Origin of the sequence: Pseudomonas sp. RW10S2 (assembly GCF_014268985.1) — a bacterium.
Taxonomy (GTDB): Bacteria; Pseudomonadota; Gammaproteobacteria; order Pseudomonadales; family Pseudomonadaceae; genus Aquipseudomonas; species Aquipseudomonas wayambapalatensis.
Genome location: NZ_JABWRO010000016.1, coordinates 1 through 17,230, shown reverse-complemented (window position 1 = coordinate 17,230; position 17,230 = coordinate 1). Strand labels below are relative to the sequence as shown.

15 protein-coding genes are annotated in these 17,230 nt (G+C 65.8%); 11 read left to right on the top strand and 4 right to left on the bottom strand.

Going from position 1 to position 17,230, the window contains the following annotated elements; genetic code table 11:
- Positions 1 to 7: 7 nt before the first annotated feature.
- Positions 8 to 1,561 (top strand): galactarate dehydratase, encoded by a 1,554-nt coding sequence (gene garD, locus HU729_RS05785; protein ID WP_125930023.1) that lies wholly within the window; start codon positions 8 to 10, stop codon positions 1,559 to 1,561.
- A gap of 57 nt (positions 1,562 to 1,618) precedes the next feature.
- Positions 1,619 to 3,199, top strand: a complete 1,581-nt coding sequence (locus HU729_RS05780; RefSeq protein WP_186708915.1) for an aldehyde dehydrogenase (NADP(+)) — start codon at positions 1,619 to 1,621, stop codon at positions 3,197 to 3,199.
- 183 nt (positions 3,200 to 3,382) lie between these two features.
- Here the strand turns inward: HU729_RS05780 and HU729_RS05775 are convergent, their stop codons facing one another.
- The 3 genes from HU729_RS05775 to HU729_RS05765 form a co-directional block, all read right to left on the bottom strand.
- Positions 3,383 to 5,437 (bottom strand): pyridoxamine 5'-phosphate oxidase family protein, encoded by a 2,055-nt coding sequence (locus tag HU729_RS05775; RefSeq protein WP_186708912.1) that lies wholly within the window; start codon positions 5,435 to 5,437, stop codon positions 3,383 to 3,385.
- Between the two features lie 135 nt (positions 5,438 to 5,572).
- Positions 5,573 to 6,322, bottom strand: a complete 750-nt coding sequence (locus tag HU729_RS05770; RefSeq protein WP_186708909.1) for a FadR/GntR family transcriptional regulator — start codon at positions 6,320 to 6,322, stop codon at positions 5,573 to 5,575.
- An 80-nt stretch (positions 6,323 to 6,402) separates the two neighbouring features.
- Entirely contained in the window at positions 6,403 to 7,182 is a 780-nt protein-coding gene (locus tag HU729_RS05765; protein WP_186664286.1) for a helix-turn-helix transcriptional regulator, read from the bottom strand.
- A 108-nt stretch (positions 7,183 to 7,290) separates the two neighbouring features.
- On the opposite strand from HU729_RS05765, the gene HU729_RS05760 reads away from it, so the two are divergent.
- The 9 genes from HU729_RS05760 to HU729_RS05720 all read left to right on the top strand — a co-directional run bounded on the left by HU729_RS05760 (position 7,291) and on the right by HU729_RS05720 (position 15,895).
- A complete protein-coding gene (locus HU729_RS05760) occupies positions 7,291 to 8,106 on the top strand; it encodes a sulfite exporter TauE/SafE family protein (protein ID WP_202883543.1) in 816 nt (271 codons plus the stop codon).
- Between the two features lie 91 nt (positions 8,107 to 8,197).
- Positions 8,198 to 8,848 (top strand): DUF998 domain-containing protein, encoded by a 651-nt coding sequence (locus HU729_RS05755; RefSeq protein ID WP_186708906.1) that lies wholly within the window; start codon positions 8,198 to 8,200, stop codon positions 8,846 to 8,848.
- Positions 8,849 to 8,922: 74 nt separating this feature from the next.
- Entirely contained in the window at positions 8,923 to 9,252 is a 330-nt protein-coding gene (locus tag HU729_RS05750; protein ID WP_186664282.1) for a hypothetical protein, read from the top strand.
- A gap of 303 nt (positions 9,253 to 9,555) precedes the next feature.
- A complete protein-coding gene (locus HU729_RS05745; RefSeq protein ID WP_054890890.1) occupies positions 9,556 to 10,023 on the top strand; it encodes a (2Fe-2S)-binding protein in 468 nt (155 codons plus the stop codon).
- Complete coding sequence (locus HU729_RS05740) at positions 10,023 to 12,272, top strand: molybdopterin cofactor-binding domain-containing protein (RefSeq protein WP_186708903.1); 2,250 nt, start codon at positions 10,023 to 10,025, stop codon at positions 12,270 to 12,272. The genes HU729_RS05745 and HU729_RS05740 overlap by 1 nt, the downstream gene beginning before the upstream one ends.
- A 13-nt stretch (positions 12,273 to 12,285) precedes the next feature.
- Positions 12,286 to 13,629: a cytochrome c gene (locus HU729_RS05735; protein WP_186708900.1), complete on the top strand. Its 1,344-nt coding sequence runs from the start codon at positions 12,286 to 12,288 to the stop codon at positions 13,627 to 13,629.
- Between the two features lie 10 nt (positions 13,630 to 13,639).
- Positions 13,640 to 14,665 carry an XdhC family protein gene (locus HU729_RS05730; protein ID WP_186664276.1) on the top strand — a complete coding sequence of 342 codons (1,026 nt, stop codon included), beginning with the start codon at positions 13,640 to 13,642 and terminating at the stop codon, positions 14,663 to 14,665.
- Between the two features lie 52 nt (positions 14,666 to 14,717).
- A complete protein-coding gene (locus tag HU729_RS05725; protein WP_186708897.1) occupies positions 14,718 to 15,314 on the top strand; it encodes a nucleotidyltransferase family protein in 597 nt (198 codons plus the stop codon).
- Positions 15,315 to 15,391: 77 nt separating this feature from the next.
- The gene (locus HU729_RS05720; RefSeq protein WP_186664272.1) at positions 15,392 to 15,895 is read left to right on the top strand and encodes a GNAT family N-acetyltransferase; all 504 of its coding nucleotides are present in this window, start codon (positions 15,392 to 15,394) and stop codon (positions 15,893 to 15,895) included.
- A 111-nt stretch (positions 15,896 to 16,006) separates the two neighbouring features.
- Here HU729_RS05720 and HU729_RS05715 read toward each other — a convergent pair.
- On the bottom strand, positions 16,007 to 17,230 hold a 1,224-nt coding region (locus tag HU729_RS05715), incomplete at its 5' end, for a multidrug effflux MFS transporter (protein WP_238348316.1).

The window sequence follows — 17,230 nt, the reverse complement described above, 5'->3', positions numbered from 1 at the left end:
CCTGACCATGCAGTTGATCGAACATTCCGAGTCGCCCCGCTACGTCCGCCTGCACGATGACGACAATGTCGTGGTGGTGGTCAATGACGGTGGCCTGGGCGAAGGTGCGCGCTTCGCCGATGGCCTGACCCTGGTCGAGGGCGTGCCGCAAAGCCACAAGGTCGCCACCGTCGATATCCACCAGGGCGAGCCTGTACGCCGCTATGGACAGATCATCGGTTATGCCCTGCAAGACCTGCGTCAGGGCAGTTGGGTTCAGGAAACCCAGCTATCGATGCCCGCTGCCCCCGAACTCGACAGCCTGCCGCGCTGCGACGCGGTTCCCGCGGCCCTGCCACCTCTTGAAGGCTTTACTTTCGAAGGCTATCGCAACGCCGACGGCACCGTCGGTACCCGCAACATCCTCGGCATCACCACCACCGTGCAATGCGTGACCGGCGTGCTCGACCACGCGGTCAAACGCATCCGCGACGAGCTGCTGCCCAAGTATCCCAACGTCGACGACGTGGTCGCCCTCACCCACAGCTACGGCTGTGGCGTGGCGATCAACGCGCGTGACGCCTATATACCCATCCGCACCGTGCGCAACCTGGCGCGCAACCCCAACCTGGGCGGCGAAGCCCTGGTCATCAGCCTGGGTTGCGAAAAGCTGCAGGCCGGCCAGGTGATGCACGAAGACGACCCGTCCGTGGACCTCAGCGAGCCCTGGCTGTATCGCCTGCAGGACGCTTCGCTGGGTTTCGTCGAGATGATCGAACAGATCATGCAACTGGCTGAAACCCGCCTGAAGAAGCTCGACCAGCGCCGCCGCGAAACGGTGCCGGCCAGTGAGCTGATCCTGGGCATGCAGTGCGGCGGCAGCGATGCTTTCTCCGGCATCACCGCCAACCCGGCGCTGGGCTATGCCGCCGACCTGCTGGTGCGCGCCGGTGCCACGGTGATGTTCTCGGAGGTCACCGAGGTCCGCGATGCCATCTACATGCTCACCTCCCGTGCAGAAACCCCGGAAGTGGCCGAAGCGCTGGTGCGCGAAATGGACTGGTACGACCGCTACCTGCAACAGGGTGCAGCCGACCGCAGCGCCAACACCACGCCGGGCAACAAGAAAGGCGGGCTGTCGAACATCGTCGAAAAGTCCCTGGGCTCGATCGTCAAGTCCGGCAGCGCTGCGATCCAGGGCGTGGTCGGCCCGGGCGAGCGCGTCGCGCGCAAAGGCCTGATCTTCTGCGCGACGCCGGCCAGCGACTTCGTCTGCGGCACCCTGCAGCTGGCAGCGGGCATGAACCTGCATGTGTTCACCACCGGTCGCGGCACACCTTACGGGCTGGCCATGGCCCCCGTGGTCAAGGTCTGCACCCGCAGCGAACTGGCCCAGCGCTGGCCCGACTTGATCGACATCGATGCCGGGCGTATCGCCAGCGGCCGCGCAAGCATCGAGGAGCTGGGCTGGGAGCTCTTCCACTACTACCTGGACGTTGCCAGCGGCCGCAAGCAGACCTGGGCCGAGCGGCACAAGTTGCATAACGACATCACTCTGTTCAACCCGGCACCGATTACCTGACAGCCTTCCCTCCATGGGGGATGGATGGACCTTGCACTTTACCTACAGGAGCACCTCATGCCTGAGATCCTCGGCCACAACTTCATCGCCGGCCAGCGCAGTGCCGCCGGCCAGCAGCGCCTGCAGAGCCTGGACGCCACCACTGGCGAGGCCTTGCCCTACAGCTTCATGCAAGCCACCGAAGACGAAGTCGATCAAGCTGCCAAAGCCGCTGCCACCGCCTTCGCCGAATTCCGCCAGTTGCCGCCAACCCGTCGCGCCGAGTTCCTCGACGCCATTGCCGCCGAACTGGATGAGCTGGACGACAGCTTCGTCGCTATCGTTTGCCGCGAAACCGCCCTGCCCGCCGCCCGCATTCAGGGCGAGCGCGGCCGTACCAGCGGGCAAATGCGCCTGTTCGCCCAAGTGCTGCGCCGGGGCGATTTCCTCGGTGCCCGTATCGACCTGGCGCTGCCGGACCGTCAACCCCTGCCACGAGTGGACTTGCGCCAGATGCGCATCGGCGTGGGCCCGGTGGCGGTGTTCGGCGCCAGCAACTTCCCACTGGCGTTTTCCACCGCAGGCGGCGATACCGCGGCTGCGCTGGCTGCCGGCTGCCCGGTAGTGTTCAAGGCGCACAGCGGCCACATGGCCACCGCCGACCTGGTGGGCTGCGCCATCGTCCGTGCCGCTGAACGCACCGGCATGCCCAAGGGCGTGTTCAACATGGTCTTCGGCGGTGGCGTGGGGGAGTGGCTGGTCAAGCACCCGGCCATCCAGGCGGTCGGCTTCACCGGCTCGCTCAAGGGCGGCGATGCCTTGTGCCGCATGGCCGCCGAACGTCCGCAGCCGATCCCGGTATTCGCCGAGATGTCGAGCATCAACCCGGTAATCGTGCTGCCTGGCGCATTGGCCAAACGCGGCGACGCCATCGCCCGTGAACTGGCAGGCTCCGTGTGCCTGGGGGCCGGTCAGTTCTGTACCAACCCAGGGCTGGTGATCGGCTTGCAGTCGGCACAGTTCAGCCAGTTGCTCACAGACCTCGGCCAACACCTGGCGCAGCAGGCGGGGCAGACCCTGCTCAATGCCGGCGGCTTGCGCAGCTATGTGGGCGGGTTGGAACACCTGCACGCGCACGCCGGCATCGAGCACCTGGCCGGCCGGGCGCAGGAAGGCAGCCAGGCCCGCGCCCAACTGTTCAAGGCCGACGCACGCCTGCTGGTGGATGCCGATCCGCTGCTGCAGGAAGAAGTGTTCGGCCCCACCACCGTGGCGGTCGAAGTCTGTGGCGATGAGCAGTTGCGCGCCGCGCTGCTGGGCCTGCGCGGCCAGCTCACGGCCACCCTGATCGGCGAGCCCGAAGACTTCGACGCCTATGCCTGGCTGGTGCCGCTGCTGGAAGAAAAGGTCGGACGGATTCTGGTCAACGGCTATCCGACCGGTGTTGAGGTATGCGACGCCATGGTGCACGGCGGCCCCTACCCGGCCACCTCCGACGCCCGCGGCACCTCGGTCGGCACCCTGGCCATCGATCGCTTCCTACGTCCGGTGTGCTACCAGAACTACCCGCAAGCCTTGTTGCCAAAGGCCCTGCAGGACGGCAACCCACTGGGGTTGCGGCGCCTGGTCAATGGTCAGTGGAGCGACGGCGCGCTCTGACGCGCGCTTGTAGGAGCGGCGGTTCGCCGCTGCGACTTGCCCGCGAAAAAGATACCGCGCTGCCCTGGCACGGGCTACGCCCGTGTTCGCGGGCAAGCCCGCTCCCACAGGGTGGACTGCCCCCAAGGGTTGGATTTGTGTCCAACTTGTTGGGGGCAGTCCAATCGAAGAGACAGTTTGCGATCACAACGCCAGGTGCAAGGGCCCGGATCCGTCGGCCGGCATGGCGCAGCAGATCAACGCCTCGTCCTGCGCCACGGCGAACTCCGGTGCCTCGGCATAGGTAACCGCCCCTTTGAGCACGCGGGTCCGACAGCTTCCGCACGACCCGCCACGGCAGCCAAAAGGCGGCTCAAGGCCACGCTGCTCGGCCAGCTCCAGCAGCGAGCCATCTCCCGGGTTCCAGCGCGCCTCTTTCGCCGAGTCCATGAACATCACCGCAACCGACTCAGCGGCCACCGCCGGCAAGGCCGGCGCGGCCTGCTGCTCGTTGCGCGTGCGGCGCAGGCTCGATGGGCCGAAGGCTTCGGCGTGGATCCGTGCATCGTTGATATCCAGTGCGCGCAGGCCGTCGTACATCTGTTGCATGAAACCCTGCGGCCCGCACAGGTAGAAGTCGTAGTCATCGAAAGGCAGCACCTCGCGCAGCAGATCGACGCCCAGGCGCCCCTCGCGCTCATAGTCCTCACCTGCGACCGCACCGCGGGCATCGCTGAGCAGGCGCATATGCCTGAGTTTGCCTTCGGAGGCTGCCACCAACGCGGCAAACTCGCTGGCAAAGGCCAGTTGCGCCCGGTTCGACGCCGATTGGAACACCCAGGCAGGCCGGGCGTAGCGTGTACGCCGTCCCTCATTGACCAGGTGCCTGGCCATGGCCAATGCCGGGGTCACCCCCACGCCCGCAGCCAGCAGCACCACGGGCCGGCGTACCGCAGCATCGAGGGTGAAGGCTCCAGCCGGCGCACGCGCCTCGATCAGGTCACCGACCCTGACCTGCTCATGCAGGTGCCGAGAGACCACACCCTCACGCTTGACGCTGATGCGCAGCGCATGGTCCGCCGGCGCGCCAGACAAGGTGTAGGTGCGCACCAATGGCGCCTCATCTCCAGGCAACCGTACTCGGATCGGCAGGTGCTGCCCCGCCTGGCGCACCGGCAAGCCCAAACCATCGTCGGGCGCCAGGTGGAACGAACGGATGTGCTCGCTCTCGTCGACGATCTGCGTTACCCGGTACGGACGCCAGCTTTGCTGCAATGCCGCGGCTTTCAGGCGCGCCTGCATGTCCTCCCAACTACCGGTCATCAACACATTGGGCGAGATGCCGTCATCCATGTCGACCCAGCGCAGCGCCAACCCTCCCGGTCGGCGCACGACCCGCTCGGGGTAAAACCGCCACATGCGCTCGGCGCCGATGAAGGCCAGTGTCTGTGGATCGTCGACGATCACCTCGGTACGCCCGGTCATCTGCAGCAGGTCGCCGCTGCGCATGTCGACGAACACCAGCCCGGCACGGGGGTTGAGCAGCATGTTGCCCAGAGTGTTGAAGAACAGGTTGCCATTGAAATCAGGCACGCTCAGCGTGCCGTCGGCGTCGATGTGGACAAAGCCTGGCTTGCCGCCGCGGTGCGAGACATCCACCTGGCGCACGCCATCGCGCACCACATACGAGGCAACATAGAAGGAATCGGCGGCGGCCACCACGGCACGGTCCGCTGCGCTCAGCTCGGTAGACTCGCAGGGCTCACCGGGTGTGCTGTCATCGAAGACATAGCGGCGCAGATTGATATAGCGCGGGCAGTTGCCATAGGACTGGGTCGGCTCGATGGTAAAACCGCTGTCGTCTGCCCGGCGCACGAAGCCGTTCAGGCGATTGCGTCGGCGGGTGTGCAACTCGATGCCGAGCATGCCCACGCCGTCACCGTCCTCCAGCCCGGCATCGGCGGGATCGGCGGGCTCACGGGGCAGGTCCAGCAGCAGCCGACGCGGATCGGGGGATTGCATGAAGCCGGGCTGGCCGGTGCGCAGCGTTGCCCACGGATTGCCGTGCGGATCGACGCTGCCGAGCACCACGAAAGGCAGTTGGGCATAGAACTCGCGGTGCTGGTCGGGCATGAAGTAGCGCGACATCTGCACCTTGCCGGTCCCCACCATGCGTTCGATCGCGCCGACGCTGCGTTGCAGCGCAAGCTCGCCGTCGTGCCATGGCGAGGGCTTGAGGTCCGACGTAGGCTTGTTCATGGTGGCACCTGGGCGGTTGAGTGAGGGTGTATCAATCCTTACTCATTCGCCCGACCCTTAGAATCAGTGCAGGTGGCAATTGATTATTTCTCTTCAAGAAATAGTCATGGGCCCGCATTCAAGCCAATGGTTCGATCAGCCCCCCTGTGCCTCAGCCGCCTCATGCGCCTGGCGCAGCCGCTCGCGGCTGTTGCTCAGGTGCAGGCGCATGGCCATTTTCGCTCCTTCGCTGTCGCGTCGGGCAATGGCTTCATAGATGGCCTCGTGCTCATGGCTCAGGCGGCTCAGGTAATGGGCCTGGTCATCGTGGGCCAGGCGCGCCGAATTGAGCCGGGTGCGGGGAATGATGCTGGTACCCAGGTGATTGATGATGTCAGCGAAATAATGATTGCCACTGGCCTGGGCGATGCGCAGGTGGAACTGGAAATCCGCCGAGACCGCATCGGAGGCATGCGCGGCACCTTCGTTGAGCTCGTCGAGCGCAGCACGCATGCCGGTCAGTTGTTCATCGCTGCGACGCTGGGCGGCAAGCCCGGCCGACTCGATCTCCAGGGCGATGCGCAACTCCAGTACCGCCAGCACCTCGCGCAGGGTCACGATGGTCGCCGGGTCGATACGGAAACCGCCGGTGCTCGGCGCGTCGAGCACAAAGGTGCCAATGCCGTGGCGGGTCTCCACCTGGCCGGCCGCCTGCAGCCGCGAGATCGCCTCACGCACCACCGTGCGGCTGACGCCCTCCTCGACCATGATCTGCGATTCGGTCGGCAGTTTGTCGCCACGCTTGAGTTGGCCGCTGCGAATACGTTCGGTCAGCACCGTGACCAGTTCCTGCGCCAGACTGCGCGGTTTGCGTCGGGTACGTGCCTGTAGTTGCTGCTCTGTCATGCCCTGTACGTTTCATCGTGAAAAGACAGCCGCCATCATAGCTCATGCAGTTGTACGATCACATACATCCGCCAGGGTTTTCATCTCGCCGCCAATGCCTTTTGCCGAACCGCCGACGGCGCCTCGCCCATGACCCTGCGGTACATGCTGGAAAACGCACTGGGGCTGTCATACCCGAGGTCGAGGGCAACCCGGGTGACCGCCTCACCCGCTGCCAGTCGCGTGACGGCTGCCATCAGGCAGGCTTGCTGGCGCCATTGACCGAACGACAGCCCGGTCTGCTCGCGAAAGCGTCGGCTGAACGTCCGAGGGCTCCAGTTCAGGTGTATCGCCCAGGCCTCGGCCGTAGTGCTGATCGACGGCGCCGCGAGAAACGCCAGGCACAATTGCGCCAGACGCGGCTCCCCTGGCATCGGCGCGAACAGCGGCAGGCGCTCGGCGCTGCGCAACTCATGCAGGATCAAGCCGACCAGTTGGCCATCGCGCCCTTGAGGGTCGTACAGCGCAGGCAGTTCGGCACTGGCCAGCAGCAACTGATGCAGCAGCGGCGTGACCAGCAGCGCTTCGCAGGCCTGCCCCAGCCTCGGCGCCGCAACGGCCTCGATGTACAGGCTGCGCGTGCTCACGCCGCGCATCAGTACCTGATGGGGCTTGCCGGGCGGAATCCACACACCGCTGTAGGGCGGGATGACCCAGGCGCCATCGTCGGTCAGGACTTCCATCAACCCGCTCATGCCATAGAGGAACTGAGCACGCCGGTGCACATGCCGTGGCAATAGCGTGTCGGGCGGGTAATCGGTGGCGATCGCCAACACCGGGCGCGGCGTGGCATCGACCTGGAACAGCGGCACATTGCGCATCGGAGCCTCCATGGCTGAAACGCACGGATTATTGCCCAATGTTCGAATGCTGGCCAGCCCTAGTCCTCCTACCCTGCACCTCCACTCTCTCAATAAAGGCTGACGATCATGCTGTACCCCCTGCTCGGTGTCTTCGGCGTGTGCGCTGGCGTCACCACGCTGTTGTTCGGCTTCGGCGGCGGTTTCTTCGCTGTGCCCTTGCTCTACGCATTGCTGCTCACCAGCCACGCGGCGGGCTCCCCGATGGCACTGCACGCCATGCAGATCGCCGTGGCCACCTCTGCCCTGGTGATGATCTTCAGCAGCGCCCTGGCCACCTGGCGGCACCAGCGCGCCGGCACGCTGCGCTGGGACCTGGTACGCCCTCTGGCGCCGGCCATCGCGCTGGGGGCACTGGCTGGCGCCTGGGCCGCCCTGTACCTGGACAGCACCTGGCTGCGTTGGCTATTCATCGGCTACCTGTTGCTGAGCCTGCTCGATGCATGGCTGCGTCCAGGCTTCATGCGCGTTGACAACCACCGCCCGGCGCCGCTGGGCAAGGCAGCGGCCACCCTCGCCGGCCTGCCGATCGGCGCACTGGCAGCGCTGCTGGGAGTCGGCGGCAGTGTGATGACCGTGCCGCTGATGCGCAGGCGGGGCGCCAGCATGAGCACCGCCACCGCCATGGCCAACCCGCTGTCACTGCCCATGGCGCTGGCCGCGACCCTGGTGTATGCCCTGGTGCCGACTCCGGGAACGGACCTGGGCACGGGCCTGCTGGGCTACATCGACCTGCGTGCGGCACTGGCAATGGCCGCAGGCGCCTGGCTCGGCATGCACCTGGCGGCGCCGCTGCTGGGGCGCCTGAGCGATACCCTGCATGCGCGGGCCTACCTGGCACTGCTGGCCTGCGTGCTGGTGGTGATGCTGGGGACCGGCCGCTGAGCGAAACGGCTGGCGAACCGCCCGCCGAGGCCTGTAGTGTGCGGGTTCACGTGCCGCCAGATGTAGCGGCATGGCCCAAGGAAGGCATCTTATGACGAAACTCGACCGAGCCCTGCTCACCACCGGCCTGTTCATCCCACTCTGGTTGCTGCTGGGGGTTTGGCTCACCGCTCAGGCTTACCCCGGTTACCAGCACCTGCAGCAGGCCATGAGCCAGCTCGGGGCGACAGGCGCACCGACCGCGGCATTCTCGCCCTGGGTCAACAACTTCCCATTGGCACTGCTGTTTGCCTTGTTCGCCTGGGGGCTGGCCCGTCGCTGGCGTCACTCGAACGTCGCCCTGGCGAGCGCGCTGTTGGTGCTGTTGCACGGTGTTGCAAGCCTGGGGACTGGGGTATTCGCCTGCGACCCAGGTTGCACCCCCACAGAGCCTTCGTTCTCCCAGCACATGCATAACCTCAGCGGTCTGCTGATGTTCCTGTCGTTGACCCTGGCCAGCCTGCTGTGGGTCTGGCTGGCACTGCGCATGGGTGATTCACGGCTGCTCGCCATTGGCTCCCTGCTTTGTGTGGTGTTCTCCATCGGCACGGTGGCGTTGATGGCACGGGCAGCCGAAACAGGCCAGCTCTTCGGTCTCTATCAACGAATCAACTACGGCGTGGCGGTGCTCTGGGTTGCTGGGCTGGCTTGGTTCTCCCTGCGCCTGCCCACCTCCTGCCCGACAAAGCTGCTTGTCGTCTGACGGCAAATTGCTGGCCCCCAGGCGTTCAAAGCGAAGGCAAACTCCCTTTTTCTTCAGACGCTTAGGACAGCAACATGCGGGTATTTCTAGCAACCCTGGCCAGCTGCGTACTGGTGGTCACCGCATTCGGCGCCCAGGCCAGGCCGCTGAGCCAGAACGATCGCAGCGTGTGTGGCTGGGGCGCGCAGATCGCCGCCGACGCGCAGCATGCCAAGCTCTCCGGGGTGACGCTCTATGCGCAGCGCAAGAAACTGCAAGTGCGGCGCTTCGCCAAACCCTGGATGCGCATGACGGCGTTCGGCATCACCGAGCAAACCTACAGCAGCAGCTCACGCCTGCCGCCGAACGCCATCAAGCAGACCTACTACGAACAGTGCGTCCATCACGCCGTCGCGCGCCGATAACGAACGCGGGCCCCTGGTTCAACTGGCCTGATGCCGACATCCGTGATCGATGTCGGCGCTTTTACCGACGGCTCGCCGCGCGATGCAGCCGCCCAGTCCTGTCACTAGCGCAATCCACCTGATTTCTTGCCTGATTCTCTGAACCTGCTGCCCGACGGATAGGAAACCTGTCCACCAGGGTCTAGAGTTTTCAGATCGGGAACCCGCCTCATGCGCGCGCGGCATTCCTACCAGGGCCCTGCCTCGATGCACTGCCCTGCCTATAACGACGAAACACCAACCGATGATCAGCGGGTGAACGCCATGGAACTACGCATCAACCAGAAGACCTATCAGGTCGACGCCGACGCCGATACCCCCCTGCTGTGGGTGATCCGCGATGACCTGGGCATGACCGGCACCAAATACGGCTGCGGCCTGGCCCAGTGTGGCGCCTGCTCGGTGCTGGTGGACGGCAACGTGGTGCGTGCCTGTGTCACGCCGGTGGCCGGTGTGGTTGGCCGTGAAGTGACCACCATCGAAGCGATCGAGGCCGACCCGGTGGGCAAGCGCGTGGTTGCGGCCTGGGTCGAACATCAGGTCGCCCAGTGCGGATACTGCCAGTCTGGCCAGGTGATGGCCGCGACCGCCCTGCTCAAGCACACGCCAGCACCGAGCGACGAGCAGATTAGCGCCGCGATGGTCAACCTGTGCCGCTGCGGCACCTACAACGCGATCCACGCCGCGGTGCACGAGCTCGCCGCCCAGCCCGCCGCCAAGGAGAGCGTCTGATGAACTCGCCCATCGACATCCCGTCCGAACTGCGCGACCTGAAACTGGATCAGCCGGTCAACCTGTCGCGTCGGCGCTTTCTTGCGGGGAGCGCCATCGGCGCCCTGGTGATCGGCTTTGGCTTGCCGATCGGCTCGGCCCGGGTCCAGGCCGCCACCGCGGTGACCGCAGAGCGCGGCACGCAGGTGCCGGCATTCCTGGAAATCCGCCCTGACGGCACCGTGCGCCTGCTCTGCCCCTTCATGGAAGGTGGCCAGGGCACATTCACCGCCATGGCGCAGATCGTCGGCGAAGAATTGGATGTGGAACCGGCCCACTTCCTGATCGATGCCGCACCACCTGGCGAAGCCTATGTGGTGATGGAGAATGGCCTACGCATCACCGGCGGCAGCATGTCGGTACGCATGAGCTACCCAACCATGCGCCGCCTTGGCGCGCTGGCCAGGGCCATGCTGCTGCAGGCCGGTGCCGACACCCTGAAAGTCCCGGTCGGCGAGCTGAGCACCGAACCGGGCAAGGTGGTGCATGCAGCCTCCGGCCGCTCGGTCGCTTATGGCGACCTGGCCGAGCGCGCCATGGACCTGCCTGTGCCGGACCCGGCCAGCGTCAAGCTGCGCGATCCCAGCCAGTTCCGCTGGATCGGCAAGCCGGTACGCCGTCTCGATGCCTACGACAAGTCCACCGGCAAGGCTCAGTACAGTATCGACCTCAAGGTCGACGACATGCTCCACGCGGCGGTGCAGCACGCGCCACGACTGGGCATGACGGTGGGCGGCCTGCGCAACGAAGCGCAGGTCAAGGCGATGAAGGGCGTGCATTCGGTGCATGTCCTGCCGGGTGCAGTGGCGGTGGTCGCCGAACGCTGGTGGCATGCCAAGCGTGCAGTGGAGGCGGTACAGGTCGACTGGCAGGAGCCGGGGGCCGATTCGAAGGTACGCACGATGCCGGCTGACTTTTCCAGCGATGCCTATCGCGATCACCTGGCCGCACAAACCGGCCCGGCGCGCGATGACGAGAACGAAGGCGATGTAGCGGCTGCGCTCAAGGGGGCCAAGACCCAGGTGGAAGCCACCTACCACAACCAGTACCTCAACCACGGCCAGCTCGAACCGCCGTCGGCGCTCGCGCGCTTCAATTCCGATGGGTCGCTCGAAGTCTGGCTGCCCAACCAGGCGCCGGACATGTTCCGCGACGACATCGCCAAGCGCACCGGCCTTGCCAAGGAACAGATCATCCTGCATTCGCCGCTTCTGGGCGGTTTCTTCGGGCGCCACTTCCTGTACGACTCGGCCAACCCCTACCCACAGGCCATTGCCCTGGCCAAGGCGGTCGGGCGCCCGGTCAAGCTGATCTGGACCCGCGAGGAAGAGTTCGTACGTGACGTGCTGCGGCCCGTGGCAGTGGTCAAGTTCCGCGCCGGGCTCGACGAGAAGGGCCTGCCGGTTGCCATCGAAGCGGTCAGCGCGACCGAGGGCCCGACCGAGGCAATCGCCGGCAAACAGGGCGAGAAGATCGACCCCACTGCCCTGGAAGGCCTGGCGGGCAAGTCCTATGCCATTGCCAACAAACGCATCGGGCAAATTTATGTGAAGGGCCCTGCTATGCTGGGCTACTGGCGTTCGGTCGGTAATTCGCTGAACGACTTCTTCTATGAGTCGTTCCTCGATGAACTGGCCGACAAAGGCGGGCACGACCCGTTCGAGCTGCGCCTGCATCTGTTGCGCGACAACCCACGCCTGACCACCCTGCTGCAGGCTGTCGGCGAATTGTCCGGTGGCTGGAAGCGTGGCCCCTTCACCGCCGAAGATGGAACCAAGCGGGCCCGCGGCGTGGCCATGGCCTCGCCGTTCGGTTCGGAGGCGGCGGTGATTGCCGAAGTATCGATCGAGAACGGCCAGGTCAAGGTGCACGACATCTGGCAGGCGATCGACCCGGGCAGCATCGTCAACCCGGCGATCGTCGAGCATCAGGTCAACGGCGCCGTGGCGCTCGGCCTGTCGCAGACACTGGTGGAGGAAGCGGTGTGGGTCAACGGCATGCCGCGTGCGCGTAACTACGACCTGTACCCGATCCTGCCGCCATCGCGCATGGCCCGGGTGCATGTGCGCATCGTCGAGAGCGGGGCGAAGATGGGTGGCATCGGCGAGCCGCCGCTGCCGGCAGTGGCACCAGCGGTGGCCAACGCCGTGGCGCGGCTGACCGGCCAACGCGCACGCAGCCTGCCCCTCAGCCGCCATACCTTTGCCTGACACGGAAGCCCTCATGAAAAACAGCCGACTGGTCACCACCACTCGCTGGCTTGCGCTGCCCTGCCTTGTCGCGGCAGGCCTGCTGGCCTGGTATGTCACCCGCGAGGTCACCTCGCCCTTCGAGCAGGAAACACCAAGCCCCGACCAGGCGCTGATCGCCCGCGGCGAATATGTCGCGCGCCTGAGCGATTGCGTGGCGTGCCACAGCCTGCCCGGCAAGGCGCCGTTCGCCGGCGGCCTGGAAATGGCAACGCCCCTGGGCGCGATCCATGCCACCAATATCACCCCGGACCGCAAAAACGGTATCGGCAGCTACAGCCTCGCTGACTTCGACCGCGCCGTGCGCCATGGCGTTGCGCCGGGCGGGCGCCGGCTGTACCCGGCCATGCCCTACCCTTCCTACGCCAAGCTCAGCGATGACGACATGAGGGCGCTGTATGCCTTCTTCATGAAGGGCGTGCAACCGTCCGACCAGGCCAATATCCCCAGCGATATTCCCTGGCCGCTGAACCTGCGCTGGCCGATCGCCTTGTGGAACGGCCTGTTCGCCGCCGACAAGCCCTACGCTGAAAAGCCCACCGAAGACCCCCTGTGGAACCGCGGCGCGTACATCGTTCAGGGCCCGGGCCACTGCGGCAGTTGCCATACGCCACGTGGCCTTGCCTTCAACGAAAAAGCGCTGGACGACTCCGGCAAGGCGTTTCTCGCCGGAGCCCTGCTCGACGGCTGGTATGCGCCGAGCTTGCGCCAGGACCACAACACCGGGCTCGGGCGCTGGAGCGAACCCGAGATCGTGCAGTTCCTCAAGACCGGTCGCAACAAGCATGCGGTGGTGTACGGTTCGATGACCGAGGCGTTCAACAACTCCACGCAGTTCATGAGCGACGACGACCTGGGCGCGATTGCCCGCTACCTGAAGTCCCTGCCGGGTGATCCCCAGCGCGACGGCGCCCCCTGGCAGTATCAGGCCATGTCGGCGGCTACCCGTCTGGATGCACCGGGCGCGCACAGCTACGTAACCCGTTGCGCGTCGTGCCATGGCCTGGACGGCCAGGGCCAGGCCGAGTGGATACCGCCACTGGCCGGCGCGACCTCGATGCTGGCCAAGGAAAACGCTTCGGCAATCAATATCACCCTCAACGGCTCGCAGCGTGTCGTCGCCGCCGGGGTGCCGGATGCCTACCGGATGCCCGCGCTGCGTGAGCAGATGTCGGACCAGGAGATCGCCGAGGTGCTGAGCTTCGTCCGTACGACTTGGGGCAATACCGGCGGCGCTGTCGATGCAAAGGCAGTGGCCAAGCTTCGCGAGCATACCGACCCTGCCAGCAGCAGCCCGATCGTGCTGCATATGCGTTGAAGGAGCGCCCATGGAAAGTATCGACCTGCTGGTCCTGCGCACCGCTCGGGACTGGCTGCAAGCCGGCCACCGCGTGCTACTGGCCACCGTCGCCCGTACCTGGGGCTCATCGCCACGCCCGGTCGGCTCGATGATGGCCTTGCGCAGCGACGGGCGGGTGGTCGGCAGCGTCTCCGGCGGCTGTATCGAAGACGACCTGATCCACCGCTACACCACCGCCTATGGAGGCCCCGGCCTGCCTGAAAGCACCCCGCAACGGGTGCGCTACGGCGTTACCGCCGACGAGGCCCATCGCTTCGGGCTGCCCTGTGGCGGCACGCTGGAGCTGATTCTGGAGTTTTCGCCATCGTGGCAGTCGCTGGCCCAACTGCTTGAGCAGCTCGACAGCGGCCAACTGGTGCGCCGTCAGCTCGACCTGCACAGCGGCGCGGCCACCCTTCTCGCCAGCGCTGCCCCGGAGCAGTTCAGCGTTGATGGCGAGCACATGGCCAGCACCCTGGGCCCGGGCTATCGACTGCTGCTGATCGGGGCCGGCGCCCTGGCCGAATACCTGGCGACCATGGCCCTGTTCAACGGTTTTCGTGTCTCGGTCTGCGACCCGCGGCCCGAGTACATCGACGGCTGGAACGTGGCCGGCGTCGAGTGCCTGGTCGGCATGCCCGACGATGTCGTGCGCGACTACGCCCCGGACTTGCGTACCTGCATCGTTGCGGTCAGCCACGACCCCAAGCTCGACGACCTGGCCCTGCTCGAAGCGCTGCGTGGCCCGGCTTTCTATATCGGTGCCATCGGCTCGCGGCGCAACAGCCAGCAGCGTCGCGCGCGGCTGATCGAGCACTTCGGTGAAACCGACGCCAGCCTTGCGCGCCTGCACGGCCCCATCGGCATCTACATCGGCAGCAAGACTCCGGCCGAGATTGCCGTGAGTGTGATGGCCGAGATCCTTGCCGCCAAGAACGGCGTCGAACTGCCCGGCGCGGTGAACGTCACCAAGGCCAAGCAGGCACGCGAACAACAGGCGCTGCCTGCCGCCTGACCCTGCGGTATGCTTGCCTGCACCCCATGCCGCCACACTCGGACAACCCACCATGACCGAACCCCAAGCCAGAGCTCGCTGCGCCGCCCTGGTGCTCGCCGCCGGACGCGGCACGCGCTTTGGCAGCGACAAGCGCAAGGCCGTGCTCGCGGACGGACAGGGCCTACTGGCCAGCACCTTGAAACAGGTACAAGCCTGTTTCGACCCGGTGTATGTGGTGCTGCGCTGCGACGATGATCCGCAAACCCTGGGCATCGATGCGCAAGTCCACATCGTACGCGCCTCACAGGCAGCTGATGGCATGGGAGCGAGCCTCGCGGCCGGCATCACGGCCCTGGCCAGCATCGATGCCCCGGCGGTGGCCGTGCTGCTTGGCGATATGCCGTGGATCGCACCACGCACCTTCGAGCACCTGCTCGGTCACCTCGCTGCCGAACGTATCGTCCTGCCGTGCTACCAAGGCCGACGTGGCCATCCGGTCATCTTCGGGCGCCATTTCTGGGCAGCCCTCACCCGCCTGCAAGGTGACCAGGGTGGGCGACCGGTCATCGAGGCCAACCCCCACGCCTGCCTTGTGCTGGATCTCAACGACCCTGGCATCCTGCGTGACATCGACACACCCGCCGATATCCCGCCCACATCGACCTGAGGAATGGCCACCAGGCTTTGATCCGCACGTCCTGGCAGGTACGCTAGCGGTCTTGCCCCCGACCTGGAGCCGCACCGGTGACCGCCACGCTGACCACCTTCTACCTGGAAATGACCTCCCCGGATGCCCTGCGCAGCAAGCCTGCCCCCGATGGCTTGACGATCGTCGAATGCGAAGTCGTCCAGCCGGAGCTCAACCGCTTCCTGTACCAACTGGTGGGCAAGGCCTGGGGCTGGACCGACCTGAACAGCTGGAGCGACGAACAGTGGCTGGCGGTTGTCGGCCAGGACTGCCACCGCACCTGGGTGGCCTACCACCGTGGCGCCATCGCCGGCTACTACGAACTGCACCGCCCCGACGGCGAGAACACCGAGATCCGCTACTTCGGCCTCGCCCCGCAGTTCCTTGACAAGGGCTTCGGCGGCCCGCTGCTCAGCCAGGCCATCCGCAGCGCGTGGGAGTGGCCTGGCACGCGGCGGGTCTGGGTGCACACCTGCAGCCTCGACCATCCCGCCGCCCTGGCCAACTATCAGGCCCGTGGCCTGCAACTGTACAAGCAAGAGCACGAAGCACTGGGGTGACGGTTGCGCGAGGCTGGCAGCGCTTGCTGCCTATGCCCAGTAGCTGGACCGTCTGCTGTCCCAGCTACTGGATTGATCGGGCGCTGGGCGCTTTACGATTCGCACAAGCACCTAGGCCAAGGACGCCTGGCGCGCCATCCGTGCACCCAGCATCCCGGAAAAAGATACCAGCATCAGTACTGCGAAGACCCCGGCGATCGGCAGGTTCGACTCCAACCCGAAGCCACTGACCGTCGCCGAGGCAATCGAACCGAACACCAGCATCAAGCAGCCCTGCAGACTCGCAGCCACCCCAGCGCGATCAGGAAACAGTGCCATCGAACGGGCCATGGCATTGGAGAAGATAAAGCCCTGGCCGAAGGCGATCAGCATGATACCCGCGAGAATGTTCGCCAGGCTCAAGGTGTCGGCAGCCGCCGCGATGCACAGTACCCCCACCAGAAACAGCGCCAGCCCGCTCCACATCAAGGTATCGGGTGAAACGACACGGACCAGCGCACGGTTGGTCAGTGTGCCGACCAGATAGCAGCAGCCCACACCCAGCGCCGTGGTGCCGAAGTAATGAGCGTCATGGCCGAGCACATCCTGGACGATATGCGGCCCAAACACGTTCCACAGCAGGAATGCGGAAAAGCTCGCGCCGAGCACCACCACCGAGGCACGGAAGCGCTTGTCGGCCAGGATGAACCGATAGCCGACCACCGTCTGCAAGGCACTGCGACGGGCACCGGTCGGCAGTGACTCCTTGAGCCCGGCAACGACGAAAGCCAGGACCATCAGGGCATAGGCGGCATACAGCACGAAGTTGTAGCGCCAGCCGAAATGCACCTCGATCAGCCCGCCGATATAGGGCGCGATGACTGGCCCCAGGCCGAACGCCAGGCTGAGGTAGATGATCGCGACATAGAAGCGCGGGCCTTTGACGATGTCGACCAACACAGCACGGGCAACGACCTGGCAGGCGCCAATGGCAAAGCCCTGCAGCGCACGCGCCAGCAGCAGCATCTCGATGGACGTCGCAGCAGTGGCCAGCAGGCTGCCGACCACGAACACGCCCAGGCCCAGCAGTACGGCAGGCCGGCGCCCGCGCGCGTCGGCCATCACGCCGAAGAACAGCTGCCCCAGGGCATAGAACAGCAGCGTGATGGTGATGGTGTTCTGCATCAGCGCAGGCCCCGCGCCCAGTTCGCGTCCGATGGACGGAAGGCTCGGTGCATACAGATCGATGGCGATGCCCCCCAGACTGTTGACCAGCGGGGCGAGGAAGACGATGAAGTTTTCATAACGCATATTGGCGTGCATAGGATCTCCGGCGTGCCGGGCAGCGAAGCGCCC